The 25,842-nt window shown below is 64.9% G+C and carries 26 protein-coding genes and 1 pseudogene; 13 read left to right on the top strand and 14 right to left on the bottom strand.

Translation table 11 applies throughout. The features are described 5' to 3' along the window. From LRS03_RS22795 to LRS03_RS22775, 5 genes and pseudogenes are all read right to left on the bottom strand, one after another. On the bottom strand, positions 1–2,160 hold the full coding sequence (locus LRS03_RS22795) for a type IV pilus secretin PilQ (RefSeq protein ID WP_257828425.1): 2,160 nt from the start codon (positions 2,158–2,160) through the stop codon (positions 1–3). Continuing rightward, positions 2,157–2,666, bottom strand: a complete 510-nt coding sequence (locus LRS03_RS22790; RefSeq protein ID WP_374685111.1) for a pilus assembly protein PilP — start codon at positions 2,664–2,666, stop codon at positions 2,157–2,159. The genes LRS03_RS22795 and LRS03_RS22790 overlap by 4 nt, the downstream gene beginning before the upstream one ends. 35 nt (positions 2,667–2,701) lie before the next feature. Next, positions 2,702–3,411, bottom strand: a pseudogene (locus LRS03_RS22785) (type IV pilus inner membrane component PilO). A 15-nt stretch (positions 3,412–3,426) separates the two neighbouring features. Next, on the bottom strand, positions 3,427–4,080 hold the full coding sequence (locus tag LRS03_RS22780; RefSeq protein WP_257828424.1) for a PilN domain-containing protein: 654 nt from the start codon (positions 4,078–4,080) through the stop codon (positions 3,427–3,429). After that, the gene (locus LRS03_RS22775) at positions 4,077–5,114 is read right to left on the bottom strand and encodes a pilus assembly protein PilM (protein ID WP_257828423.1); all 1,038 of its coding nucleotides are present in this window, start codon (positions 5,112–5,114) and stop codon (positions 4,077–4,079) included. Before LRS03_RS22775 ends, LRS03_RS22780 begins: the two co-directional genes overlap by 4 nt. A gap of 307 nt (positions 5,115–5,421) precedes the next feature. Between LRS03_RS22775 and LRS03_RS22770 the strand changes: the two genes are divergently transcribed. After that, positions 5,422–7,917 carry a penicillin-binding protein 1A gene (locus tag LRS03_RS22770; protein WP_257828422.1) on the top strand — a complete coding sequence of 832 codons (2,496 nt, stop codon included), beginning with the start codon at positions 5,422–5,424 and terminating at the stop codon, positions 7,915–7,917. Here LRS03_RS22770 and cyaY read toward each other — a convergent pair. Further along, a complete protein-coding gene (cyaY, locus tag LRS03_RS22765) occupies positions 7,805–8,170 on the bottom strand; it encodes an iron donor protein CyaY (RefSeq protein ID WP_257828421.1) in 366 nt (121 codons plus the stop codon). The genes LRS03_RS22770 and cyaY overlap by 113 nt on opposite strands. A 21-nt stretch (positions 8,171–8,191) precedes the next feature. Between cyaY and lptM the strand changes: the two genes are divergently transcribed. Next, on the top strand, positions 8,192–8,365 hold the full coding sequence (lptM, locus tag LRS03_RS26965; RefSeq protein ID WP_374685072.1) for an LPS translocon maturation chaperone LptM: 174 nt from the start codon (positions 8,192–8,194) through the stop codon (positions 8,363–8,365). 7 nt (positions 8,366–8,372) lie between these two features. On the opposite strand, the gene LRS03_RS22760 is transcribed toward lptM, so the two are convergent. The 6 genes from LRS03_RS22760 to LRS03_RS22735 all read right to left on the bottom strand — a co-directional run bounded on the left by LRS03_RS22760 (position 8,373) and on the right by LRS03_RS22735 (position 15,131). Next, the gene (locus LRS03_RS22760; protein WP_257828420.1) at positions 8,373–9,365 is read right to left on the bottom strand and encodes an ABC transporter ATP-binding protein; all 993 of its coding nucleotides are present in this window, start codon (positions 9,363–9,365) and stop codon (positions 8,373–8,375) included. Positions 9,366–9,423: 58 nt separating this feature from the next. Further along, on the bottom strand, positions 9,424–10,404 hold the full coding sequence (locus LRS03_RS22755) for an ABC transporter ATP-binding protein (protein WP_257828419.1): 981 nt from the start codon (positions 10,402–10,404) through the stop codon (positions 9,424–9,426). Positions 10,405–10,407: 3 nt separating this feature from the next. After that, entirely contained in the window at positions 10,408–11,313 is a 906-nt protein-coding gene (locus LRS03_RS22750; RefSeq protein ID WP_374685110.1) for an ABC transporter permease, read from the bottom strand. Between the two features lie 39 nt (positions 11,314–11,352). Further along, positions 11,353–12,933, bottom strand: a complete 1,581-nt coding sequence (locus tag LRS03_RS22745) for an ABC transporter substrate-binding protein (protein ID WP_257828417.1) — start codon at positions 12,931–12,933, stop codon at positions 11,353–11,355. A gap of 20 nt (positions 12,934–12,953) precedes the next feature. Then, positions 12,954–13,943, bottom strand: coding sequence for an ABC transporter permease (locus LRS03_RS22740; RefSeq protein WP_257828416.1), 990 nt, complete (start codon positions 13,941–13,943; stop codon positions 12,954–12,956). Between the two features lie 111 nt (positions 13,944–14,054). Then, on the bottom strand, positions 14,055–15,131 hold the full coding sequence (locus LRS03_RS22735) for a porin (RefSeq protein ID WP_257828415.1): 1,077 nt from the start codon (positions 15,129–15,131) through the stop codon (positions 14,055–14,057). Between the two features lie 257 nt (positions 15,132–15,388). Here LRS03_RS22735 and coq7 point away from each other — a divergent pair, with 257 nt between their 5' ends. Beyond that, positions 15,389–16,042 carry a 2-polyprenyl-3-methyl-6-methoxy-1,4-benzoquinone monooxygenase gene (gene coq7, locus LRS03_RS22730; protein ID WP_257828414.1) on the top strand — a complete coding sequence of 218 codons (654 nt, stop codon included), beginning with the start codon at positions 15,389–15,391 and terminating at the stop codon, positions 16,040–16,042. Positions 16,043–16,081: 39 nt separating this feature from the next. On the opposite strand, the gene LRS03_RS22725 is transcribed toward coq7, so the two are convergent. Next, complete coding sequence (locus tag LRS03_RS22725) at positions 16,082–16,504, bottom strand: OsmC family protein (RefSeq protein ID WP_257828413.1); 423 nt, start codon at positions 16,502–16,504, stop codon at positions 16,082–16,084. Positions 16,505–16,798: 294 nt separating this feature from the next. On the opposite strand from LRS03_RS22725, the gene ilvA reads away from it, so the two are divergent. Further along, positions 16,799–18,370 carry a threonine ammonia-lyase, biosynthetic gene (gene ilvA / locus LRS03_RS22720; protein ID WP_257828412.1) on the top strand — a complete coding sequence of 524 codons (1,572 nt, stop codon included), beginning with the start codon at positions 16,799–16,801 and terminating at the stop codon, positions 18,368–18,370. A gap of 57 nt (positions 18,371–18,427) precedes the next feature. Continuing rightward, the gene (locus tag LRS03_RS22715) at positions 18,428–19,492 is read left to right on the top strand and encodes a nicotinate-nucleotide--dimethylbenzimidazole phosphoribosyltransferase (RefSeq protein ID WP_257828411.1); all 1,065 of its coding nucleotides are present in this window, start codon (positions 18,428–18,430) and stop codon (positions 19,490–19,492) included. Between the two features lie 31 nt (positions 19,493–19,523). On the opposite strand, the gene LRS03_RS22710 is transcribed toward LRS03_RS22715, so the two are convergent. Next, positions 19,524–20,129, bottom strand: a complete 606-nt coding sequence (locus LRS03_RS22710) for a hypothetical protein (RefSeq protein WP_257828410.1) — start codon at positions 20,127–20,129, stop codon at positions 19,524–19,526. 48 nt (positions 20,130–20,177) lie between these two features. On the opposite strand from LRS03_RS22710, the gene gspG reads away from it, so the two are divergent. From gspG to gspN, 8 genes are all read left to right on the top strand, one after another. Then, positions 20,178–20,618, top strand: coding sequence for a type II secretion system major pseudopilin GspG (gspG, locus tag LRS03_RS22705; protein ID WP_257828409.1), 441 nt, complete (start codon positions 20,178–20,180; stop codon positions 20,616–20,618). Then, positions 20,545–21,078, top strand: a complete 534-nt coding sequence (locus LRS03_RS22700; protein WP_257828408.1) for a pilus assembly FimT family protein — start codon at positions 20,545–20,547, stop codon at positions 21,076–21,078. Before gspG ends, LRS03_RS22700 begins: the two co-directional genes overlap by 74 nt. Next, the gene (gene gspI / locus LRS03_RS22695) at positions 21,075–21,437 is read left to right on the top strand and encodes a type II secretion system minor pseudopilin GspI (protein WP_257828407.1); all 363 of its coding nucleotides are present in this window, start codon (positions 21,075–21,077) and stop codon (positions 21,435–21,437) included. Before LRS03_RS22700 ends, gspI begins: the two co-directional genes overlap by 4 nt. Before the next feature lie 3 nt (positions 21,438–21,440). Then, the gene (locus LRS03_RS22690) at positions 21,441–22,106 is read left to right on the top strand and encodes a PulJ/GspJ family protein (protein ID WP_257828406.1); all 666 of its coding nucleotides are present in this window, start codon (positions 21,441–21,443) and stop codon (positions 22,104–22,106) included. After that, positions 22,103–23,074, top strand: coding sequence for a type II secretion system minor pseudopilin GspK (gspK, locus tag LRS03_RS22685; RefSeq protein ID WP_257828405.1), 972 nt, complete (start codon positions 22,103–22,105; stop codon positions 23,072–23,074). The genes LRS03_RS22690 and gspK overlap by 4 nt, the downstream gene beginning before the upstream one ends. 101 nt (positions 23,075–23,175) lie before the next feature. Then, entirely contained in the window at positions 23,176–24,432 is a 1,257-nt protein-coding gene (gene gspL, locus LRS03_RS22680) for a type II secretion system protein GspL (RefSeq protein ID WP_257828404.1), read from the top strand. Next, complete coding sequence (locus LRS03_RS22675; protein WP_257828403.1) at positions 24,429–24,944, top strand: type II secretion system protein M; 516 nt, start codon at positions 24,429–24,431, stop codon at positions 24,942–24,944. Before gspL ends, LRS03_RS22675 begins: the two co-directional genes overlap by 4 nt. After that, complete coding sequence (gene gspN, locus LRS03_RS22670; RefSeq protein ID WP_257828402.1) at positions 24,944–25,840, top strand: type II secretion system protein N; 897 nt, start codon at positions 24,944–24,946, stop codon at positions 25,838–25,840. The genes LRS03_RS22675 and gspN overlap by 1 nt, the downstream gene beginning before the upstream one ends. Positions 25,841–25,842: the final 2 nt, after the last annotated feature.

Here is a 25,842-nt window from a genome sequence, read left to right as displayed (position 1 = left end):
TCAACGCGCTGCGGTACGGTCGGTGATGACCTTTGGTGTGAGGAACACGAGTAATTCCGTCTTGGCGGTCGTCCGCGTCTTGGTTTTGAACAAGTTGCCAAGCACCGGAATATCGCCGAGCAGCGGCACTTTGGTCACGTCATCGCGTTCGTTTTGCGTGAAGATTCCGCCAATGACCACGGTTCCGCCGTTCTCGACGAGGATCTGGGTCCGCACGTGCTTTGTGTCGATGGCGAAGCCGGCAGCGGTGTTGCGGCCGACGCTGTCCTTGTTGACATCTACGTCCAGGATCACATTGCCTTCCGGGGTGATCTGCGGTGTCACTTCCAGCTTCAAATTGGCTTTGCGGAACTGCAAGGCGGTCGCACCGCTGGACGTGGCCATTTGATAGGGTAGTTCTTCACCCTGCTCGATCAAAGCCTTCACTTGGTCGGCAGTGATGACGCGCGGACTGGAGACTACCTTGCCCTTGCCATCAGCTTCCAGCGCCGAAATCTCAAGGTTCAGGAACCGATTCGCAGCCGCACTGAAGAGCGACACCGCAAACGTTGCCGCGCTGTAGTTGTTTTGTCCGACAGCCGGAAGATTGATGAACTGAGTGTCATTGAACGGAATCGTGGTTCCACTCACCTGGCCGGTCTGCAGACCAATGGCATTCATGTTGCCGCCGATGCCTACACTCATCTCTGGCGTACCGTAGCCTGCCACACCACCACGCAAGCCACGCAAATCTGTCGAACCAAGCTTCACGCCCAAGGAGCGACCGAATGTATCGCCGGCTTCCACGATGCGGGCCTCGATCAGAACCTGACGAACCGGAATGTCGATCTTGGCGATCATGGCTTGAATCTCTTCAAGCTTAGACGGGATGTCCGTGATGAACAGCTGATTGGTACGCGACTCGGCGATCACGCTGCCACGGGCCGAAAGGATACGGGCAGCCGCGCCACCACCGCCTCCACCGCTTTGGCCGGCCAGGCCCTTGGCCACATCTTCAGCCTTGGTGTAGTTCAGCTGAAACGACTGTGTACGCAGGGGTTCCAGACTGGCGATTTGCGCCTTGGCCTCAAGTTCCACTTTTTCCTTGGCAGCCAACTCATCTTTTGGCGCGATCAGAATCACGTTGCCCGATTTGCGCAACCCCAGACCTTTGGCCTGCAGAATGATGTCCAGCGCTTGATCCCACGGCACATCCTTCAACCGCAGGGTCACGCTGCCCGTGACGGTGTCGCTGGTCACGACATTGAAGTTGGTGAAGTCGGCAATGACTTGCAGCAATGCGCGAACCTCGATGTTCTGGAAGTTGAGAGACAGCTTCTCTCCGGCATAGCCAGGCCCCTGCACAAGCTTGTTCGGGTCAACCTTCTGGGTGCGAACCTCGAGGACAAACTGGTTGTCCGTTTGATACGCGCTGTGTTCCCATGTGCCACGCGGCTCAACGACCAGACGCACGCGATCACCAGACTGAAACGCCGAGATGGATTGGACCGGGGTTCCGAAATCTGTGACATCAAGACGCTTGCGCAGGCTCTCGGGCAGGCTTGAGCGAAGGAACTCCACAACCAGACTCTGCCCCTGCTGGCGGATGTCGACACCAACCTGGTTGTTGGACAGGTCCACCACGACACGACCCGAACCGTCTTGTCCACGACGGAAGTCGATGCCCTTCAACGGGAGCTGTGATGGATTCTGGCTTTCAGCGAAATGCACCGGCTCGCTGGTCGTCGTCGCACCAGACGTCGACGGCGATGCCGTGCTTTCCATGACGACGAGCAGCACCTTGCCCTGGAGCTGTGCGCGATAGTTCGCAGGCTGCTTGAGGTTCAACACCAATCGCGTGCGATCTCCGGCCTGCGCCACGTTCACCGAGCGAAGGTTGCCCTGATTGACCTCGATGTTCGATCGCCCAAGTGCATTGCCGACATTCGGCAAATCAAGCGCAATGCGAGGAGGCGTCTGCACCGTGAACCCCGACGGCACCGCTGTCAGCGGCTCCGACAATTCGATCCGCACCACCTCTGACCCGGCCTGCTGAGCGCTGTTGATCGACTGGATCGCGTTCTGCGCATGCGTAGCCGCTGAAGCGCCGAAGAACAACGCGAGCGCATAGAGTCCAGCCCGCAATTTCCCCATGATCTGTATCTCCTGCATGTTCTTCATCGCGCCTTCTCCTGAAGTTGAAGGGAGCTGGTGCGCTCGATCCATTCGCCTGCTGCGTCTTGAACAATCTCGCGGAACGAGATATCGGTCTCAGTGATCTTGGTGATCTTTCCGTAGTTCTGGCCGAGATAGTCGCCCGTCTTGACCTGGTACAACAGGTTGTCGACCCTCAGCAGTGCGTAGGGGCGCCCCTGCTTGGTCACACTGCCGACCATGCTCATGCTGTCGACCGGGTAAGCCTCCAACGGCTCCTTGCGCCGATTGATCTCCGCGGCAAGCAGCGAATTGGACTGGCGGGCTTCCTGTTTGATGGCAACCGTCAGCTTCTGAGCGCTGAACGGCTCCACTGCATTACCAGCCAGGTAGGGCTGTGGAATGAATTTCTTCGGAGCGGACAGAGGTGGGACGTTAGGCTTCACCTCGCGGCGCTGCTGCTCGATCCATTGCTGCAACTCGTCCTGAGCCCCCGTGCATGCGGTCAGTACCACGGCGGCCGGCACGACCATCAGCGTCACACGAGCCAAGCGCATCAGAAGGGGCTTCATTTCTTGGCCCCCGCTTTCGCCTTCGCAGCCGCAGCTCTCTGCTCTGCGATTTCGTTGCTGTCGAGATAGCGATAGGTTCGTGCCGTCGCTTCCATGGCGAGCAAGCCAGAGCCCCACCGTCCTTGCCACCGGCCTCCCGCGCAGCGCCGATGCTCAGCCCGTGGAGCGTCACGATGCGAGAGAGGTTGGCCACGTCGGCCGCGAAGTTGCCAATGTCGTGATAACGGCCCGAGACACGCACCGAGATGGGCAGTTCGGCGTAGTAGTCCTTCACCACAACCTGGCCCGGGCGGAACAACTCGAATTGCAGACCACGGCCGAGTCCCGCCTGGTTGATGTCCGACAGCAGCGCATCCATCTCGGCCTTGCCGGGAAGCTGCTTCTCCAGCTGGGTGACGTATTCCTCGACCTGCAGCTTCTGCTTGCGAAGCTCTTCGAGGTTCACGGCCTGAGCCAGCTTGCCCCGATAGTCCTGCTTGAGCGTAGGCTCCTTGTTGCGCTCGGCCTCCAGCTCATCCGCGGCAGTGGACAGAAGCAGGAACCACCCCACCACCACCATGAAGACGGCGAGTGCAATCCACACAGCCACCTTGGGCAGCATCGGCCACTGACCGGGCTCATTGGGGTTCAGCCCGCGAAACTGAGACGCCGCCGCTCCGAACACGGAGTTCAGGTCGACATTAAGAGACTTGCCTTGTGTTGCCATGACGTATCTAGGCCTTCAGGGTTTCGGCGGCTTCGCAGTCGCAGCTGCACTGGCTGCCTGGGGCACAACAACGCCTGAAGCCGCCGCGGCTGCCGCAGCAGCGTCCTGGGGACGTTTGATGCTGATGCGCATCGCGAAATCGTAAAGACGCTTCTGCTCTCGTCCGCCAGCCGCTTGCACGGTAGCCGCCTTGATTTCGACAAGCTCCGGACGCATCAGCCACTCCGAGTTGTTGCCGGTATTGCGCAACAACTCAGAAACCCGTTCGTTTGTCTGCGCCACGCCAGCAAGGCTGAGCACCTGGCCGTCCTGCTTGATGGTGCGGTAGTAGATGCCTTCGGGCGTCTGCTTCACAAGCTCGTTGAGCACATGCACCGGCACGTTGCGGTCGATCTGCAGGTCTTCCACCGCCTTCTGCCGCGCCTTGAGGGCCTCGATTTCCGAGCGCAGATTCGCGATGTCCTTGATCTGGACCTCGAGTTCCTTGATCTTGGTCGTCAGGAACTGGTTGCGTTCCTGCTGGCTGACGGTCATCTGCTGCAGCACGAGGTACCACAGCCCCACCACCAGCAAGCCCGCCGCCGCAGCCAACCCCAACCCGACAAAGAACGCCGCTTTGCGGCGCTTGCGTTTTTCTTCCCGATGCGGGAGCAGGTTGATCAAGATCACTGCAGGAACCTCCGCATCGCGAGGCCGCAGGCCGTCAGGTACGACGGTGCCTCGCGGCGCAGCTTGCTTTCACGCACGGCAGACCCGAGCTTCATGTTGTCGAAGGGGTTCACCACCATCGACGCGAAACCGGTGAGTTCGGTCACGCGGTCCTTGAGGCCCGGCAAGGTCGCCGTCCCGCCGGCCAGCATCACGTAGTGAACCTTGTGGTGCGGCGTGCTGGTGAAGAAGTACTGCAATGCGCGACCGATCTCTTGCGACAGGCTGTCGACGAACGGGGCCAGGATGGACGTTTCATAGTCCTCGGGCAGGTCGGACGCCAGCTTCTTCTGCTCAGCCTCTTCGAACGAGAAGCCGTACTGGCGCGAAATGAGCTGCGTCAGCTGAGCACCGCCAAACGCCTGATCGCGGTCGTAGAGCATCTCGTCGTCGCGCAGCACCTTGAGACTCGTCGTGTCGGCACCGATTTCGAACAACGCGACCAATGCATCCTTGCCTTCGTTCGGCAAGGCTTCGATCAGACGGCTCATGGCCAAGCGGGATGCGTGAGACTCGATGTCGAGCACCACAGGCTTGAGGCCAGCGGCTTCGGCCAGGCCCTGACGGTCCTGCACACGGTCTTTGCGTGACGCCGCGATCAGCACCTCGACGTCGCCGACCGAAGTCGGGCTCGGGCCGATCACCGAGAAGTCAAGGCTGACTTCATCGAGCGAGAAGGGAATGTATTGGTTGGCCTCGGACTCGACCTGAAGCTCCAGCTCTTCTTCGCGCAGGCCGGCCGGCAACATGATCTTCTTGGTGATCACGGCCGACTGCGGCATGGCCATGATCACCTGCCGCGTTTTGGTACCGCTCTTGGTCACCACGCGGCGAACAGCTTCAGCCACTTCGTCGAATTTCTCGATCTGCCCGTCGGCGATCCAGCCCTTTTCGAAGGGCTCCGCCGCGAAACGCTCGAGTACGTACTCACCAGAGGCGCTCTGCCCCAACTCCACCAGCTTGACGCTGGACGAGCTGATGTCCAAGCCGATCATCGGTGGATGCTTACGGCCCAACAACAAGTCTAGGAAGCTCACGAGACCCTCTCCCAACGCGCTCAAAAATGGGCGCTGGATTGTTAAGAAGTTACTTCAATGCTAGCAGTAAAGTCTTTGTACAACAAAGAAATTTCCAATTTTCACAACCTCGGCTCGTTGCGAAACTCTGACGCAAAACACTGTCAAAAAACGGCAGCCTCGGGTCAACCCTGAGCGCGTTTTGTCGCTAATTTGAGAAGCAGTTCACACCTCCGGTCGGCAGGGGGTCGATTCCTATAATCAGCCCCCACTTCGTTGGAGTTCCATGAGCGAGACCGATCGACCAGACGCCAGCCCATCGAGCCGTTTTGCGTCAATGCCGCCGTGGGCACGCTGGTTGGCCAAGGCAGCCGCCTGGTCGGTCGGGGGTGTGGCGGCGCTGGCCCTGATGGGGCTGATGCTGGCGGGCCTGGCCCTCGCCGTGGCCTACCCCAACCTGCCCGAGATCAGCGGCCTGGTGGACTACCGCCCCAAGCTGCCGATGCGGGTGTACACATCGGACGGCGTGCTGCTCGGCGAATTCGGTGAAGAGCGCCGCAACTTCACACCCATCGGCCAAGTCCCCAAGGTGATGCAGCAGGCAGTGCTCGCGATTGAAGACGCGCGCTTCTATCAGCACAGCGGCGTTGACTACAAGGGCGTGCTGCGCGCGGCTGTGGCGCAGTTTGCGGAATCCCGCAGCCAGGGTGCATCAACGATCACGATGCAGGTGGCGCGCAACTTCTACCTCTCCACCGAGAAGACGTTCACCCGCAAGATCTACGAAGTGCTGCTGGCGCTGAAGATCGAAAGCATGCTGACCAAGGAGCAGATCCTCGAGGTCTACATGAACCAGATCTTCCTCGGCCAGCGCGCCTACGGTTTTGCGGCGGCCAGTGAGATCTATTTCGGCAAGCCGCTCAAGGACATCACCGTCGCCGAGGCCGCCATGCTCGCCGGCCTGCCCAAAGCGCCTTCCGCCTACAACCCCATCACCAACCCACGCCGGGCCACGGTTCGCCAGCAGTACATCATCGACCGCATGCTGGAAAACGGCTTCATCACGCCCGAGCAGCATGAAGCCGCTCGCAGCCAGACGCTGCGCTACCGTACGCCGTCCGAAGTGGCCGTCCACGCCGAGTACGTGGCCGAGGCCGCCCGGCAGATGATCTTCAGCCAGTACGGCGACGAGGCCTACACGCGTGGCCTCAACGTCTACCTGACGATCAATGCCGCCGAGCAGATGGCTGCCTACCGCGCGTTGCGCAAGGGCATCCTCGACTATGAGCGGCGCCAGGTGTACCGAGGGCCCGAGGCCTACGTCGACCTGCCGGCCAATGCCAAGGACCTCGACGCCCGCGTCGCCGAAGCGCTCGACGACCACCCCGACAACGACGAACTGCGCGCCGGCGTCGCCCTGGAAGCCGGCCCGCGCAAGGTGGTCGCCGTGCTGCAGAACGGCGAGACGATCACGGTGACGGGCGACGGGCTCAAGCCCGTCACGTCCGGCCTCGCCGAGAAGGGCAACCCCAAGACTCAGATCCGCCGCGGCGCGGTGATCCGCCTGGTCAAGGGCCCCAAGGGCGACTGGTCCGTCACCCAGTTGCCCGAGGTTGAAGGCGCCTTCGTCTCGCTCGATCCGCGCACGGGCGCCGTGCGTGCCATGGTCGGTGGCTTCGACTACGCCAAGAACAAGTTCAACCACGCGATCCAGGCCTGGCGGCAACCCGGCTCCAGCTTCAAGCCGTTCATCTACTCGGCCTCGCTGGAAAAGGGGTTCACCCCAGCCACCGTCATTAACGACGCGCCGCTCTTCTTCGACGCCGTGACCACTGGCAGCCAGCCCTGGGAGCCCAAAAACTACGACGGCACCTTCGACGGCCCGATGTCGATGCGCCGCGGCCTCGCCAAGTCGAAGAACATGGTGTCGATCCGCATCCTGCAGTCCATCACCCCGGCTTACGCGCAGGAATGGGTGACCCGCTTTGGCTTCGAAGCCGAGAAGCACCCCGCCTACCTGACGATGGCGCTCGGCGCAGGCTCGGTGACGCCGCTGCAGATGGCCTCGGCCTATGGCGTGTTCGCCAATGGCGGCTATCGGCTCAACCCCTACCTCATCAGCAAGATCACCGACAACAAGGGCCGCACCCTGAACGAGGCCAAGCCGCAGTCGCTCGACGAGAGCACCCGCACGCTAGACGCCCGCAACGCCTTCGTGATGACGAGCCTGCTCCAGGAAGTCACACGATCCGGCACCGCGGCGCGTGCGCAAGGCACCCTCAAGCGCCCCGACATTTACGGCAAGACCGGCACCACCAACGATTCGATGGACGCCTGGTTCGCCGGCTACCAGCGGGAAGTGGTGGCGGTGGTCTGGATCGGTTATGACACGCCCCGCAAGCTTGGCGACCGCGAAACCGGCGGTGGCCTTTCGCTGCCGGTATGGATCGACTACATGTCCCAGGCGCTCAAGGGCGTGCCGGTGGCAGAAGTCTCCGCACCCGAAGGTGTGGTCAACCTGGGCGGTGAGTGGTACTACGACGAATTCACCCACGGCAAGGGCGTGAGCAGCCTGGGCCTGGACGACAAGCTGCCCACCGCACCGACCGAGGAAGAAAAGAAGAGCATCCTCGATCTCTTCAAGCGCTGGCTCCAGCGCCACGGCAAGTTCACGCCTCCGGCGGCACGAACCGCAGCGCCACGCCCGCCTGCTCGCTGGCACACGTCGACAGCAGCGCAAAGAACTCGTGGCCCTCGCGCGTGTCGAGCCACTGGCCGTTGACGTGCTTGAAGTGGTAACCCCCCGAGCGCGCGGCCAGCCACAGCTCATGCAGCGGCGGCTGAGTGTTGACGATGAGCTTGCTGCCGTTGGGCAGGCTCAGCTCGAGCAGGCCCCCGGTACGATGTGTGTCGATGTCGACCACATCGTCTTGCAGCCACGCGTCGACCGTGGTTTCGATCGACGACAGCACGGCACCGGCCAGCGCGTGGAACTGAGCATCGGTGAGCGGGGTGGGCACGAGTTCAACGGACATGGTCACAAGGAGTTCAGCGCAATGGCGGGCAGGAAAGTCAGTTTAGCGGCGCGTGCCGTCTGTCAGGTCGCAGTAGGCCCTTTGGCGGTGCTGATGCTGCTGTCGGCTTGCGGCCAGAAGGGTCCGTTGACCTTGCCGAAGGCGCCGGTGGCAGCGCCCGCCGCCAGCGCCCCGGCTGCATCGGCGCCGCGCTGAGCCGGTCTCAGATGCGGCCTTCCTCGACCGCGTGGCAAGCCACCTGGATGCCCTGAAACCCGAGCAGCGCCGGCCGCTCCACCCGGCAGCGCTCGTTCGCATGCGGGCAGCGCGGGTGGAATGAACAGCCCGTCGGCGGGGCCAGCGGGTTGGGCACTTCGCCCTGCACCGGCGTGCGAGCCCGCCCCGTCATGCCGATGTCTGGAATCGCATCGATCAGCATGCGGGTGTACGGGTGGCGCGGTGCGCTGAAGATCTTCGACTTCTCCGCCACTTCGACGAGGCGCCCGAGGTACATCACCCCCACCGCATCACTCACGTGCCGCACCACCGCGAGGTTGTGCGAGATGAAGAGATAGGTGAGGCCATGCCGCTGCTGCAGGTCCTTCATCAGGTTGAGCACCTGCGCCTGCACCGAGACATCGAGCGCCGATGTCGGCTCGTCGCACACCAGGAACTCGGGCTGCGTGGCCAGCGCCCGCGCGATCGAGACACGCTGGCGCTGCCCGCCCGAGAACTGGTGCGGATACTTATGCATGTCGGCCGCCACGAGCCCGACCGCGCCCAGCAGCTCGGCCACCCGATCGTTCAGCGCCGACAGCCCCGCCACGAGGCGATGCTCCGTCAGCGCCTCGGCCACGATGTCGCGCACCGTCCAGCGTGGGTTGAGGCTGGCGTAGGGGTCCTGGAAGATCATCTGCATGCGGCGCCGCAGCGGCAGCGCCTGCCGCCCGGCCAGCACCGGCGCGATGTCCTGCCCATCGAAGACCACCTCGCCGCCGGTCGGGCGATGCAGCCCCACCAACAAGCGCGCCACGGTGCTCTTGCCACAGCCGGATTCGCCCACGAGCGCCAGCGTGCGGCCCCGTTCGATCGAGAAGCTCACACCGTCGACCGCATGCACCCACTGGCGCGGCCGGCGTTCGATCACACGGTTGAGCCACGGCGCCGACACATCAAAGCGCTTGCTGAGCTGGCGTGTCTCGACGAGCGCGCTCATTGGACTACCCTCCGCGCAGAGCGCTCCGGGATTCGCGCTTGGGAGCGGCCCGGCACGCTCATGCAGCGGCACTCCGGTCGTGCAACCAGCAGGCCGCCTGCGATGCGCCGGCCGCCAGCAGCACCGGCCGCTCTTCACGACAGCGCGGCATCACGCGCGGGCACCGCGTGTGGAAAGCACAGCCACCTGGGATCGCATCGAGCCGGGGCATTGCGCCGTCGATCTGCACCAGCCGATCGCGGTCGCGATCGAGCGCGGGGATCGCGCCCATCAGGCCCACGGTGTACGGATGCGCCGGTGCATGGATCACCGACTGCACCGGCCCCAGTTCGACCACACGGCCGGCATACATCACCGCCACCCGGTCGCAGGTCTCGGCGATCACGCCCATGTCGTGGGTGATGAGCATGACCGCGGCACCGTGTTCCTTGCAGACGCGCTTGAGCAGCGCGATCACCTGCGCCTGCACCGACACATCGAGCGCGGTCGTCGGCTCATCGGCCACCACCAGCAGCGGCTGCGCGGCCAGCGCGAGCGCGATGACCACGCGCTGCCGCATGCCGCCCGAGAACTGGTGCGGGTAGTGGTCGAAACGCTGCTCGGGCGCCGGAATCCCGGTCTCGCGCAGCAGCGAGATCGCGCGTTCGCGCGCCTGCGCTTCGTTCATCGGCAGATGCACGCGGATGGTTTCGGTCAGCTGGCGCCCGACGGTGTAGAGCGGGTTGAGCGAGGTCAGCGGGTCCTGGAAGATGGCGCCGATGTGGCGGCCCCGCAGCTTGCGCATCTCGTCGTGCGGCAACCGGTCGATGCGCCGTCCGTCGAACCGGATCTCGCCACCCGCGATGTGACCCGGCGGCTCGATCAGCCCGATGATGGCCGCGCCCGTCAGCGACTTGCCGGCGCCCGACTCACCCACCACACCGAGCACTTCGCCCGGCGCGATGCTGAACGACACCTCGTCGAGCGCGACCAGCGTGCCGCGGCGCGACGGAAACTCCACACGCAGACGATCGACTTCGAGCAACGCCGGGGAACTCATGCGTCAGCGCAAACGGGGGTTGAGGGCATCGCGCAGCCAGTCGCCGAGCAGGTTGATGCTGAGGGCGATCAACACCAGCATCGCCCCGGGGAAGATGGTGATCCACCACTCGCCCGACATCAGGAAATCGTTGCCCACGCGGATCAGGGTGCCGAGCGAAGGCGAAGTGACAGGCATGCCCACGCCGAGGAACGACAGCGTCGCCTCGATGAGGATGGCGGTGGCCACCTGGATCGTCGCAAGCACGGTGACCGGGCCCAGCACGTTGGGCAGCACGTGCCGCCGTATCAAGCGCAGCGGCGGCACGCCGATCACGCGGGCAGCCTGCACGTATTCCTTGTTGCGCTCGACCAGCGTCGACCCGCGCACGGTTCGCGCGTACTGCACCCAGCCGGTCAGCGATATCGCCACGATCAGCACAGCGAAGGCGAGGCTGTCATGTGCGCTCGGAAACATGGCACGCCCGACCCCATCGACCAGCAGCGCCACCAGGATGGCGGGGAAGGACAACATCACATCGCACACCCGCATGATGAGCGCATCGGTCTTGCCGCCCGCGTAGCCGGCGATGAGCCCGAGCGAGACACCGATCAGCACCGAGACGATCACCGAGGCCACACCCACCATCAGCGAGATGCGGGTGCCGTACATCAGTGCCGAGAGGATGTCGCGGCCTTGTGCGTCGGTGCCGAGCAGGTAGCGCACACGCCCGTCTGGGAGCCACGCAGGAGGCAACAACGCATCGGCAAGTTCCAGGCTCGCCAGGTCCATCGGGTTATGCGGCGCCACCCAGCCGGCAAACGCAGCGCAGAAGACGCACACGAACGCCACCGCCGCCGCCGCCATGGCCGACGGCGAGCGCGTGAAGCTGTGCCAGACGTCGCTGTCGAAGAACCGCCCTGCGATCACGGCGCTCACGTGGCGTTCTCGCTCACTCGGCTGCCCCGCTCATTTGGCCTTGTCGTCCAGCGTCACCCATTTGTAGGGCATGAAGTTGTCGGCCAGCTGCACGAGGGTGACGCTCTTCTTCATCGCCCAGGCGAGCGACTGCTGGTGAAGCGGCAGATGGCCGATGTCGGCGGTGTGCAGGTCGAACGCCTCTTTGATCAGCGCGTTGCGCCTGGCCTGGTCGGTCTCGCTCTGGATCTTGAGCGTCAACTCGTCGACTTTTGGGTTGCTGTAGGCGCCGAGGTTGAACTGGCCCTGCCCTTTTTCGGTGGGCGTGGCCATCAGGGCCGAGAGCGCGTTGTGCGAGTCGTACGTGCTGGGCGTCCACCCGAGCAGGTAGAAACTGGTGTCGCGACGCAGGATCTTCGGGAAATAGGTGACCTTGGTTTCCGTCTGCAGGCCGACCTTCACGCCGATGCGCGCGAGGTTGGCGGCCACGGCCTGGCAGATGTCGGCGTCGTTCACATAGCGGTCGTTGGGGCAGTTGAGCGCCACCTCGAAACCACCCGGATAGCCGGCTTCGGCGAGCAGTTTCTTCGCGGCCTCGGGGTCGTAGGGCAGACGCTTGTTCTGCTCGGGCGAGAAACCGCGGATGCCGGGCCCGACCATCAGGCCGGTCGGCAGCGCCGCGCCGCGCATCACGCGACTCTTGATCGTCTCAATGTCGATGGCCTGGTAGAAGGCCTGGCGCACACGCTTGTCCTTGAACGGGTTCTTGCCCTTCACATTGGAGAAGAGCAGTTCGTCGCGCTTCTGGTCCATGCCGAGGAAGATGGTGCGCAGCTCGGGGCCCTGCATCACCTTGAGCTTGGGCGAGGCCTTGATGCGCTCGACGTCTTGCAGCGGCACCGGCTCGATCACATCCACCTCGCCGGAGAGCAAGGCGGCCACACGGGTGGCGGCGTTGCCGATGGGGGTGAAGACCACCTCCGTCACGTTGCTTTCGATCTTGTCCCAGTAGGCGCCGTGGCGGACAAGCACGGTGCGTGCACCCGGCTGGCGCTCCTTGAGGCGGAAGGGCCCGGTGCCATTGGCCTTGAAGCTCGCGGCATTTTCGATGCCCTTGCGGCGATCGACAGGCGCCTGCGCCTTGTTGTCCTCGCACCATTTCTTGCTCATCACGTAGACCTGGGTGAGCACGTCGGGCAGGATGGGAAACGGGGCTTGGGTTTCGATTTCCACCGTGTGCTCGTCGAGCTTGCGCACCTCTTTGAAGGTGTTGGTGTAGCCCTGCATGTCGGAACCCGGGCCGGCGCGGCCGAGGGAGAAGACCACGTCGTCTGCGGTGAACGGTGTGCCGTCGTGGAATTTGACGCCGCGCCGCAACTCGAAGCGCCAGACGTTCGGCTTCGGTTGCGTCCATCGGGTCGCGAGGCCTGGCGCCAGGCCCAGTTGCTTGTCGCGTGCCACCAAAGGCTCGTAGACGTTGCCGGTGAAGGTGAGCTGCAGCGACTCGTTGAGGGAGTGCGGGTCCATCGACAGCGCATCGCCCTGGTTGGCCACGCGCAAGGTCACGGCCTGTGCAGCACCCGCCGCCAACGCCAGGCCGAGGATGATCGAGACAAGGTGAGAAGGGTTCATTGCACGTCCTCCGATACCAATCACATCGACTTGCCGACGCTTGAGGTGTCTGCTCGCAAGCGCGGGTCCACCATGAAGTACAGCAGGTCCACCACCAAATTGATGCAGACGAACACGAGCGCGATGAGGCACAGGTACGCCGCCATCACAGGCACGTCTGCAAAGGCCACCGCCTGGATGAACAGCAGGCCCATCCCAGGCCATTGGAACACCTGCTCGGTAATGATCGAGAAAGCAATCAGCGAGCCCAGCTGCAAGCCAGTGATCGTGATGACCGGCACCAGCGTGTTCTTGAGGGCGTGACCGAAATACACCAGCCGATCGGGCAAGCCGCGCGCTCGCGCAAAGCGGATGAAGTCGGAGCGCAACACTTCGAGCATCTCGGCGCGCACCAATCTCATGATGAGCGTGAGCTGAAAGACCGCGAGGGTGGTGGCGGGGAGCACCAGATGCTTCCAGCCATCGAGCGTGGCCAGCCCGGTGGTCCACGGCCCAAGCGAAATCACCTCGCCACGGCCGAAGCTCGGCAACCACTGAAGCTGCACGGCGAAGACGAGGATCAGCAGGATGCCGATGAGGAAGGTCGGCAACGACACACCGAGCAGCGACACCGTCATCAGGATCTGCGACATCACCGTGCCGCGTTTGAGTGCCGCGTAGACGCCCATCGGAATGCCGACCGAAAGCGCCATCAACGCCGCCACCGAAGCAAGCTCAAGCGTTGCGGGGAAACGCTCGAGCAACAAGGTCGACACCTTCTGCCCCTGCCGCAGGCTGAGGCCGAATTCCCCCTGCACCGCATTGCCGACAAAGCGTGCGAACTGCACCGGGAAGGGCTGGTCGAGCCCGAGGTCAGCGCGCAGTTGCTCGCGCTGCGCCGGCGTCGCGTCTTGCCCCAGCAAATGGGTCACCGGGTCGCCTACGTACTGGAACAGCATGAACGCCATGAACGCCACGGCGAGCATGACGGCGATCGCTTGTGCAAGACGGCGGAGGACGAAGACGAGCATGTCGACAGGGTTGTACAACGAGACGGCCATCGATCTGCAATGACCAAGAAAAAGGCCACCCGAAGGTGGCCTTGCGAGTCAAGCCTGCGTCGACAACGCAGGGAACTTGAATCAGAAGTCGTGACGCACGCCCAGCGCGAAAGCGCTGTTGTTGGTCAGCGAGGTTTCCTTGACTTGCGCGTAGTCGAGGTAGACCTTGGTGCGCTTGCTCAGGAAGTAGTCGTAGCCAATACCGAACTTCTTCAGCTTGACGTCGGACGGCACGCCCGCGAGCGGGGCGGCGTCGGTGTTGCGCATGGTGTAGTGCGCCTTGATCAGGCCAGGGCCGGCAGGAGCCGTCAGGCCGAACGACAGTGCATCAGTGTCCACCAGGCTGTTGGTGCGGGTTTCGCTCATTGCGTACGACACCATCGGGCGGATGAAGCCGAAGTTGTAGGCAAAGCCCGCAACGATGAGCGAGTTGCCGTCAACAGCACCCGTCGTGGCGCTGAAAGTGGTCGGGCCGCCCGAGACCTCGTCATAGGCAAGGCCTGCGTAGATCGGGCCAGAGGTGAACTCTACGTTCACGCCAACATCGCGACCAACGGTCGTGCCTTCAGCAAGACCAACGGCAACGTTCGCGGTGAAGCCACCCCAGTTCGGGGTCTTATAGCCAACGGTGTTGGTCGTGCGAGCGCCGAGACCCACAGCCGACGGGTTCGAGTAGTTTGCAAAGGTCAGAGCGCCAACCTGAGCGATGCCACCATAGCCAAACGGGTCGGTCTTCAAGCTGACCCAGAAGGCCGGCGAGTACCAACGGCCGAAGTACACGCTGCCGGCCGCTTTGCTGGTCAATTGGACATACGAACCACCGAACCAGAACGTCGAGGCAGCAGCGGCCTGAGTGCCAGTGTTCGTGTTGCCGGTGTCGGGCGAGAAACGGTGCTCGATCAAGAACTGAGCCGACAGACCGCCGCCCAGATCCTCATTACCGCGGAAACCGAGACGCGAGCCAGGGCCACCATCACGCACTTGCCAAACATCGCTGCTGGCGCCGGTACCCCACTGGGCGGCAGCACCACCAGCAGTACCGCCATTACCCTTGGCGACGCTTTGATCGACGATACCGTAGATGGTGACCGACGACTGTGCCGACGCAACGCCAGCGAACGCGCCCAGCACTGCGAGAGCGAGAAGAGATTTTTTCATTGCGACTATCTCCTAGGTTGAACACAAGTGGTCCCGGTCTCTCCCTCTTGGGTGCACCGGGCCGAACTCCTCAGCGGAAGTTGGCGTATTCCACCAGAGGGCCCAATCGATGCAAAGCGTGACAACCGCAAAAGGAACTCAAATGTTGTCCGCGCACAACGAGAAAAAAAGAGCCCGAAAACACCATGGAATCACCCATGAATCCACATCAAAAAAGGCGCGGAAATCATCGCTTTGCCTAGGGTAATCTCGGGGTCATGACGCGTTCACAGACAGCTCGACCTCTTTCTCCGATCGACAACTGGATCAACGCCGCCGACAACGCGTTGCGAACTCTGTCCGGGTCCTACGTGTCGACACGCCCGAGACCAGGGCCCAAGGAAAACCCTGAGACATTGAGTGCAGAAGAGTCGAGGCTGTCCGCATCGCTGATGCGCGTGAACCACGTTGGCGAAATCTGCGCACAGGCCCTGTACAACGCTCAACTGGTGGCCACCCGCAACCCCGCATTGCGTGAGGGCTTTCGCCAAGCCGCTCGCGAGGAAACCGACCACCTCGCGTGGACACAGCAACGATTGCGCGAACTTAACGCGAGGCCCAGCCTGCTCAATCCATTGTGGTACGCCGGTGCCTTCGGCATCGGCCTCATCGCGGGCCGGATCGGCGACGGCACCAGCCTGGGCTTCGTGGTCGAAACCGAAGCACAGGTCGAACAGCACCTCGCCTCGCACCTCGACCGCCTGCCCGCTGCCGACACCGCATCACGCGCGATCGTCGAACAGATGAAGGTCGACGAAGCCCAGCATGGCGCACAAGCTCAGCAGGCCGGCGCGGTGGAGTTGCCGGCGCCCGTGCGTTGGGCCATGCGCGCCGCTGCCAAGGTCATGACGACGACGGCGCACTACTTCTGAGTCCGAGCGCTTCTGAGTCCGAGCGCTGGCGCGAAAAGCTCAGGCCTCCACGATCTCGTAGCTTGTCGTGATCTCGGCCGTCTTGGCGAGCATCGCGCTCGCCGAGCAGTACTTCTCGTGCGACATCTGGATGGCGCGCTGCACCGCAGCTTCGGGCAAGGCCTTGCCGGTGAGGACGAAGTGCATGTTGATGCGCGTGAACACCTTGGGGTCGGTCTGGGCCCGTTCGGAGGTGAGCTTGGCCTGGCAGCCGCGTACGTCATGCCGCCCGCGCTTGAGAATCAGCACCACGTCATAGGCGGCACAGGCACCCGTTCCCGCCAACACCGTTTCCATCGGCCGCGGCGCGAGGTTGCGCCCGCCGCCTTCAGGCGCACCGTCCATGGTCAGCACATGACCACTGCCGGTCTCGGCCATGAAGGTCATGCCGCCGGATGCCACCCAATTGATCGTGCATTCCATGCTGAATCCTGCTATTCGCAAACGCCAAAACCGCAGATTGTGCGGCCCGGTGCCTCACCCGTTTGGGTGGAGGAAATTTATTGCGGCGCAACATGCACACGGGTACACTGCCGTCCATCGATGTGAACCCTGTACCGCAAGGCGCACATCACCGTTTGTCTCCTCCACCTCCTCCATTGGTGGATTCAGCCCAAGGCAGCAATGCCTTGGGCTTTTTTCTGTCCGCGTCCCAGCGGGACGCCCTGTCTTATGATCCGGCGCCCTTTCGTCCCTCGCCGCATCTCAGGAGCAGCCATGACCGGCCCCGTTCGCAACCCGTCCAAACGCCGAGCCAAGGCTCCCAAGGACGACATCGGGCTGGCCGGCTACCTGCAAAAGATCCTCACGGCCCGCGTCTACGACGTGGCCATCGAGTCCGCGCTGGAACCTGCCAAAAACCTGTCGCGCCGGCTCGGCAACCAGGTCTGGCTCAAGCGTGAAGACACACAGCCCGTCTTCAGCTTCAAGCTGCGCGGGGCGTACAACAAGATGTCGGGCCTGAGCGCCGTACAGCTCAAACGCGGTGTGATCTGCGCTTCTGCCGGCAACCACGCCCAGGGCGTGGCGCTGGGCGCACACCGGCTGGGTTGCAAGGCGCTGATCGTGATGCCGGTGACCACGCCGAAGCTGAAGATCGACGCCGTACGCGCCCTTGGCGGCGAAGTGGTGCTGCATGGCGAGAGCTACTCAGACGCCTACCTGCACGCCCTCGAACTCGAGCGCAAGCAGGGCCTGACCTTCGTACACCCCTTCGACGACCCGGACGTGATCGCCGGCCAGGGCACGATCGCGGTGGAGATCCTGCGCCAGCTGCAGACACCAATCGACGCGGTCTTCGTCGCCATCGGCGGCGGCGGGCTGATCTCGGGTGTGGCGGCGTACATCAAGTCTGTGCGACCGGAGATCAAGGTGATCGGCGTGCAGACCACCGATTCCGACGCGATGGTGCGCTCGGTGAGAGCCGGCAAGCGCGTGCAGTTGTCCGACGTCGGCCTCTTTTCCGACGGCACGGCTGTCAAGCTCGTCGGCGAAGAAACCTTCCGCATCACCCGCGCGCTGGTCGACGACTATGTGGTGGTCGACACCGATGCCGTCTGCGCCGCCATCAAGGACGTGTTCCAGGACACCCGCAGCATCCTGGAGCCGGCCGGTGCGCTGGGCGTCGCCGCTGTCAAACAATACGTCGAAACGCACAAGCTCAAGGGCAAGACCTTGGTCGCCATCACCTGCGGCGCCAACATGAACTTCGACCGCCTGCGCTTCGTCGCCGAGCGTGCCGAGGTGGGCGAGGAGCGGGAGGCCGTGTTCGCCGTCACCATCCCCGAGGAGCGCGGCAGCTTCAAGCGCTTCTGCGAACTGATCGGCCCGCGCAGCGTCACCGAGTTCAACTACCGCATCTCCGACGAGCGCCAGGCGCATGTGTTCGTCGGCCTGGCCACCAGCAACCGCGGCGAATCCGAAAAGCTCACCAGGAACTTCGCCCGGCACGGCTTCGCGACGGTCGACCTGACCCATGACGAACTCGCCAAGCAGCACCTGCGCCACATGGTGGGGGGCCGCAGTGAACTCGCACGCGACGAACGGCTCTACCGCTTCGTCTTCCCCGAACGCCCCGGGGCCTTGATGCAGTTCCTTTCGAGCATGCACCCCAGCTGGAACATCAGCCTCTTCCACTACCGCAACCAGGGCGCGGACTACGGCCGCATCCTCGTGGGCATCCAGGTGCCGCGCAGCGACAAGAAGGCCTTCAAAGATTTCCTGCAAGGGCTGGCCTATCCATGGGTCGACGAGACCGACAACCCGGCCTACCGCTTGTTCCTGCGCTGAAGCCTCACAATCACGTCAAAACCCTTCCGGCCGCATCGACTTTCCGCCGACCTCGCCATGCCCGTCAGCCGATCGCTCATCGCCCCCACCGCCAACCCGCTCCTCGAGCGGGCGCTGCGCGACAAGCTGAAGCGGCGCAGCGACACGATGGGCCAGCTGGGCGAACTGGAGCCACTGGCCATTCGCTTGGGCCTGGTGCAGAACTCCCTCAAGCCGCGTTTCCGCGCGCCGCAGATCGCGCTGTTTGCATCCGACCACGGACTCGCCGTCGACGGGGTCGGGGCATCGAACCAGGCATCCACCGCCAAGCTGGTGCAAGGCCTGCTCACCTCTCAGCTGCCGGTAGCGGTGTTTGCACGCATCCAGGGCATGGACCTCAACGTCGTCGACTGCGGCGTGGCCGAGACCGTGGCCCCGCACCCACGGCTGATGTCGCGCAAGATCGCCCACGGTACCCGCAACTGCCGGGTCAACATGGCGATGACGCTCGACCAGGCCCACGCTGCCATCCGCGCCGGCATGGAGATCGCCGACGCGATGACGGGCAACCTCATAGCCTGTGCCGGCATCGGCGTGGGTGCACACGAGAGCGCCGCCCTGGTGCTGTCTGCGCTGGCCAACGAGCCGGTGCACAACCTCGTGGTCACGCCAGCGATGCAACCGGAGGACGAGGCACGCCTGATGATGGTTCTACAGGCGGCTCAGGTACGGCACCGCGATCTGAGCGATCCGGTGGAAGTCCTGGCGGCGTATGGCGGCTTCGAGATCGCGATGATGGTCGGCGTGATGCTCGTCGCATCGAGCAAGCGACGCCTGATCATGGTCGACGGCATGCCCGCCTGCGCCGCGTTGATGGTGGCAGCGCGCATCGCCCCCACCGTCACTGAATACTGTGTGTTCTCGCGCAGCCATGGCCATCCTGGCCTGAGCGCAGCGCTCGGCTTGTTCCGGGCCGTGGCCTTGCTGGAACTCGGTATGGAAAGCACCGACGGCACCGGCGCCACACTGTCCTTCCCGCTTCTGTTGAGTTCAGCCGCGCTACTGACCGAAGTGGCCGAAGGCGAAGACGCCGGGCCGTCTCAACCCGCGGACATGCCGACCTCAGTGCCAGGAAAGCTCTGACGCGACACCCGGCAGCGCGGAGCCGGTCGACTCAACGCGCGTTGTTGGGGACGCCACGCGACGGCGCCTGCCGCGGCGCCATGGCGGGCGGTTGCTGCGCACCGGGCGCCGGAATCCCCGGCACCGAAATCGGAGGGCCCAGCGGCGCCGGTGTGGGCGCGAGACCGGACGAGTCCATCGCCGCCCGCGGGAGGGTGCCCGTCGCAGGCGGCGGCAGGGCCGGCAGCTCGAGCACGAAGGACGTCGGGCCTTTGTCGACCCCGATGGAGGCCGTGCGCAGGCTCACGTTCTGCAGCACGAGCTGGTCTTCGATGCGCGCCCCGGCGATGAACGCACGCGCCGGCTTGCCGTCGATCGAGATCAGCGCCACACCGGGTGTCATGCCTTCGGGTGCAGCCTTTGCCGCCATCACCCCGAGCAGGCGGAAACGGGTGCTCGCCGCCGGAGCGGCTGCAACTTGCGCCACCGGTTCAGCACCAAAGAGACGCGAGAGGTCGCCTCGAGCACTGGTACTTTCACCGACGACCGCCGCGTTGAGCGGCACCGGCTCGGCCTTCACCACGAGGCGCATGCCCCAGAACACGAGGGCCGCAGCCACCAAAGCCCAGATCACGAAAGCTGACAATCGCGCCATCATCGGACGATTATGATTCAACGCCCTGTTTGCAAGCCATCCGTGCCAGACATGAATTCATCCGCTTCATCACACTCGCCACACCGCTCACGTGGTTTCACCCTCATCGAACTGATGGTGGTGCTCGTGATCATCGGCGTGCTGGCTGCGCTGATCGCACCCAACGTGCTCGACCGCGCCGATGACGCCCGCGTGACCGCAGCGCGCACCGATGTCGGCAACATCATGCAAGCGCTCAAGCTCTACAAGCTCGACAACCAGCGTTACCCCACGAGCGAACAAGGCCTGCAGGCACTCGTCACCAAGCCCACCACCGGCGCGATGCCGCCCAACTGGCGGCCTTACCTTCCCAAGCTCCAGAACGATCCCTGGGGTCGTCCGTACCAATACGCCAACCCCGGCGTGAAAGGCGAGATCGATGTCTACAGCTTTGGTGCCGACGGTCAGGTCGGCGGCGAAGGCAAGGACGCCGAGATCGGCTCCTGGCAGTAAAGCCCGCATCAGGGGGGCCCGCGGCTTCACCCTGATCGAACTGATGGTGGTGATCTCGCTGATTGCCATCGCCGCCGGCCTCATCAGCCTGTCGCTTCGAGACCCGGCCAGCACCCAACTCGAGAACGAGGCTGCACGCCTGGTGGCCTTGCTCGAATCGGCACGCGCCGAGTCGCGCGCCTCGGGCATCGCCGTACGCTGGGAGCCGCGCCAGGAAGCGCAGACCGAAGGCTTTGCGTTCAAGGGCCTGACCAACCCCGGCGAATTTCCCGAGCACTGGATGGGCGAAGGGGTCTCGGCCGAGATCGTCGGCGCACAGGCCATCACGCTCGGCCCGGAGCCTTTCATCCCGCCGCAACGCATCGTGCTCAGACTGGAAAATCAGCGCCTGGCGCTGGCCACCGACGGCCTCGGCCCCTTCGCGGTGGTCGACAACGACAGCACAGGCACCCCACCATGACGCGCCGCTGCAACACCGGGTTCACCCTGATCGAGGTGATGGTCGCCCTGGCGATCGTCGCGGTGACGCTCGGTGCAGGCATCAAGGCAGCCGGTGCGCTGGCCGACAACTCGCAGCGCATCGTCGAAGTGACTGCCGCGCAATGGTGTGCCGAAAACCAGCTCACCGAGCTGCGGTTGACCCGTTTCTTCCAGGTGCCGACCGAGTTCGAGTTCCAGTGCGAGCAGATGGGTGCGCTCTACAAAGGCAAGCTGGTGTCCAAGCGCACGCCCAACCCCAACTTTCTGCGCGCCGATGCGCAGGTCTTCACCGAGGCGGGCCAGCCGGTGTTGACGATCTCCACCGTGCTGGGGCGCTGAAGCGTGTACCGCGCGCACCGCCCACGCCCCCGGCAAGCCGGCTTCACGCTGGTGGAAGTGCTGGTCGCGATGTTCATCATGGCGATCCTCGCCGTCATGGCCTGGCAGGGTGTGGACAGCATCGTCAACACCCGCAATTCGAGCCAGGACCGGATGGAAAAGCTGCTCAAGCTGAACACCGTGCTCGCGCAGTTCCAGCAAGACCTCGAAGCCATGCAGGACAGCGGCACCCTGCCACAACCCATGCCCTCCTTCGACGGCATCTCGCTGCGCCTCACCCGCCGTGCCGAGACCGGCCTGCAGCTGGTGGTGTGGTCGCTGCGAGGCGGCACCTGGCTGCGTTGGGCCGGCAACCCGGTGACCACCACGCAAGCCCTGCAAGACCAGTGGATGACCAGCCAGCAGTTCATCGGCAACGAGTCGGGCCAGCTGCGGACCGTCACCGGCATCTCCGAATGGCAGGCCTACTGCTTCCGCGACAACGCATGGAGCAACTGCCAGTCGAGCGCTGGCAACAGCAACACCGTCGGGGCCACACCGCCTGTGGGCGCAGCGTCGGCGCCCGTCGCGACCGACCCGCTGAAGGCGCTGCGCATCGTGCTGAGCTTTACCGAAGGCAGCGGCTTCACCGGCAGCATCACGCGAGACATCGCGCTCGGCCCGCAATGAAGCGCACTCGCCGCACCCCACCTCGCCAGCAACGCGGCGCCGCGCTGCTGCTGGCGATGATCATTGTGACGCTCGTCGCCACACTGGCCGTATCGATGGTGTGGCAACAGTGGCGCGCGGTGCAGGTCGAAACCGCCGAGCGCTCGCGTGCGCAGTCGGCGTGGATCCTCTCCGGCGCGCTCGACTGGGCCGGGCTCATCCTGAAAGAAGACGCCCGCCCCTCGGCCGGGCAGGTCGACCACCTCGGCGAGCCGTGGGCCGTGCCGCTCGCCGAAGCGCGGCTTTCGACCTTCCTCGCCTCCGACAAAGACAACAACGCCGACGACGGGCCCGAGGCCTTTCTCTCCGGCTCGATCACCGACGCCCAATCGCGCTTCAACCTGCGCAACCTGATCGACGCGAAGTTCGAGGTCTCGGCGGACGACCTCAACGCGCTGCGCCGCCTGTGCGAGAACGTGAACATCGCGGTCAGCGTGGCCGACACGCTCGCCACCGGCATGAAAGCGGCCTACGTGCCCCCCGGTTCGCCCACCGCCGTCGCCAACCCGCCCCTGGCGCCAAAGCGCATCTCGCAGCTCACCTGGCTCGGCATCGATGCCCAGGCGCTGCAGCGGCTGGAGCCCTATGTCGTGCTGCTGCCGACCGAGACGCCGATCAACGTCAACACCGCCTCGCGGGAAGTCATCGCCGCGGTCATTCCCGGCCTCAACATCGGTGACGCCGAACGCCTGATCCAATACCGGCAGCGCACCCCGTTCAAGAAACAGCAGGACCTGCTGGCGCAATTGCCCGGCACGGCCGCAGACAAGATGGGCAAGGTGGACATCGCCACCCGCTACTTCGAAGTACGCGGCCGCTTGCGCCTGAACGACCGTGTGCTCGAACAACGTTCTCTTGTCGAACGCAACCAGCGGACCATCACCGTGCTCAGCACCGAACGCATCAACTCGACCGATCGCGAGCGCTGAATGACAGTTGCAGGAATCACTACAACAAAGCGTCGCAAGCTGTTGATTCGGGTAGGTTTGTACGGTCGTGCAGTTCTATTTCCGTTACTCTCGCACCCTGTATGAGCACGCTCGTCGTCCAGATCCCGCCGCGCCCGCGCCTGCAGGCCCGCGAACCCGCGCCTGTACCGGAAAGCAGCCTGAGCACCGAATACGCCTATGTGCTGAGCCCGGATGGCCTGGCCATGTCGGCCCAAGGCCGTGCGCCGGTGGCCCTGATGCCCAAGGCTGCAAGTGCGGTAGCCGTGCTGGCCGATGCCGACGTCAGCTGGCACCGCATCACGCTGCCCAAAGCGCCCGCCGCCCGGCTGCCCGCGGCGCTGGTGGGCGTGCTGGAAGACTCCCTGCTGGAAGAAGCCTCCAGCGTGCACATCGCCGTGGCCCCCGGCGCCACCGCCGGTGAGCCGACCTGGGTCGCGGTCGTCGACCGGGCCTGGCTGACCGCCGAGCTGGCCACGCTGGAAAAGGCCAACATCTTCATCGACCGCGTCGTGCCCATGTCGTGGCCCGACGAGCCACCATCCGGCCACTTCGCCGAGCTGGGCGACCCGTCCCAAGGCGCCACGCTGACATGGGCCCACCCCGACGGCGTGGTGCAGATGAACCTGCAGGGCACGCTCGCCCGCTCGCTGCTGCCCAACCCGCTGCCCGAGGGTGCGCGCTGGAGCGCCACGCCGGCCACTGCGGCTGCCGCCGAACGCTGGCTCGGCGTGCCGATGACGGTGATGGACTGGCCGCAGCGCGCCCTGCAAGCTTCGCGGTCGTTGTGGAACCTGCGCCAGTTCACCCTCGCCCGCAAGAACCGCGGCACCCGTGCCCTGCGCGACCTCTGGCGTCAGTTCCTCACGCCGGCCTGGAAGCCGGCGCGCTATGGCCTCGCCACACTTGTCGTCCTGCAGCTGATCGGCCTCAATCTGTGGGCCGGGCACCAGAGCCGCACCATCAAGGCCAAGCGTGATGCGATGGTCACACTGCTGAAGCAGGCCCACCCGCACGTGGGCTCGGCCGTGCTCGATGCCCCGGTGCAGATGCGCCGCGAAACCGACACCCTGCGCGCCGCCGCCGGCATCCCGGGCGAAACCGACCTCGAGCCCATGCTGCAAGCCGCCGCCAACGCCTGGCCCGGCGACCGCCCGCCAGTCGACAACCTGCGCTATGAACCCGGCCGCCTCACGCTGTCGGCCGCCGGCTGGAACCCGGACCAGATCGAGCAATTCCGCAACCAGCTGCGTCCACGTGGCTGGCAGGTCGATGCCCGCGACGGCACCCTCACCCTCAGCCGTGCCGCCGCCGGCCCTGCCACAGGAAGGCCGCTGTGACCCGCTCCGCCGTCAAACTCCCCGCCCCGCTCCAGGCCCTGCGCACCGAAGCGCTGCAGCGCTGGGCCGCCATGCCGCCCCGCGAGCGCCTCGGCCTGACCCTCGCCGGCGTCGCCGTCGGGATCGCGATCGTGTGGATGGTCGGCGTCGCGCCCGCCCTGCGCACCTTGCGCGAGGCGCCCGTGCAGATCGATTCGCTCGACCTCCAACTGCAGGCCATGCAGCGCATGGCCTCCGAGGCACGTGAACTGCGCGGCGCCGCACCGGTGCCGGCCACGCAGGCCGCACAAGCCTTGAAGTCGGCCACCGACCGCCTCGGCGAGAAAGGCCGCCTCGCGGTGATGGGCGACCGCGCCACGCTGACGCTGAGCGGCGTCACCGGCGAAGCCTTGCGCGCCTGGCTGACCGAAGCGCGCAGCGGCGCACGCGCCCGCCCGATCGAAGCCCAGCTCACGCGCGGCCCCAACGGCTACGCCGGCACGCTCGTGGTCAGCCTGGGAGGAGCCAGCTGATGGCCGCACGCAAACCCGCCCGCCGTGGCTTGCGCCGGCGCTTTGCGTCGAGCGCCGTGCCCACCCAGTGGCAAGAGTCCTCGTACGCGGAGATCGCCTGGGAAAAATCGCGCAGCGCCGCCACCCGCTGGGCCTTCTTCGGCGCCTTGCTGGGCGCGCTCTTCGGGGTGGTGCTCTTCGCCCCCGCCACCTGGCTCGCCGGCGCCGTGGCCAGCGCCACCGGCCAGCGTGTCTTGCTGTCTGACGCCCGCGGCACCGTGTGGTCGGGCAGCGCAATCGCGGTGCTCACCGGTGGCCCCGGCAGCCGCGACGCGAGTTCTCTGCCCGGCCGCCTCGAATGGACGCTTCGCCTCAAGGGCATCGGCTTCGAGCTGCGGGCGCGGCACGCCTGTTGCCTCAACGACACCGTGAGCGTGCACCTCAAGCCCGGCCTCGGTCGCATGTCGGTCACCCTGGCCCCCAAACCCGACTGGATCGGCCAGTGGCCGGGCGCCTTCCTCGGCGGCCTGGGCACGCCGTGGAACACGCTGCAGCTCGGCGGCTCGTTGCGGCTGATGTCGTCGGGCCTCAAGCTCGAGCTGGTGCAAGGCCGCTGGATCGTCGACGGCCAGGCCGAGATCGACATGCTGCAGGCCTCGTCGCGCGTGTCCACGCTCGAGCCGCTGGGCAGCTACCGCTTCAGCCTGATCGGCGCCGCCGGCGGTTCGTCGCAGCTGCGCCTGTCCACCCTCGAAGGCGCCCTGCAGCTCAATGGAGAAGGCACCGCCGGCCCCAACGGCGTGCGCTTCCGCGGCGAAGCGCGCGCCGCCACCGAAGCCGATGAATCCGCGCTGAACAACCTGCTCAACATCATCGGCCGGCGCAACGGCGCCGTGTCTGTCATTTCGATCGGATAAGC

Source organism: Rhizobacter sp. J219 (assembly GCF_024700055.1).
Taxonomy (GTDB): Bacteria; Pseudomonadota; Gammaproteobacteria; order Burkholderiales; family Burkholderiaceae_C; genus Rhizobacter.
Note: the sequence above shows the minus strand (reverse complement) of the source record. Positions and strands in the feature narration are given on the sequence as shown.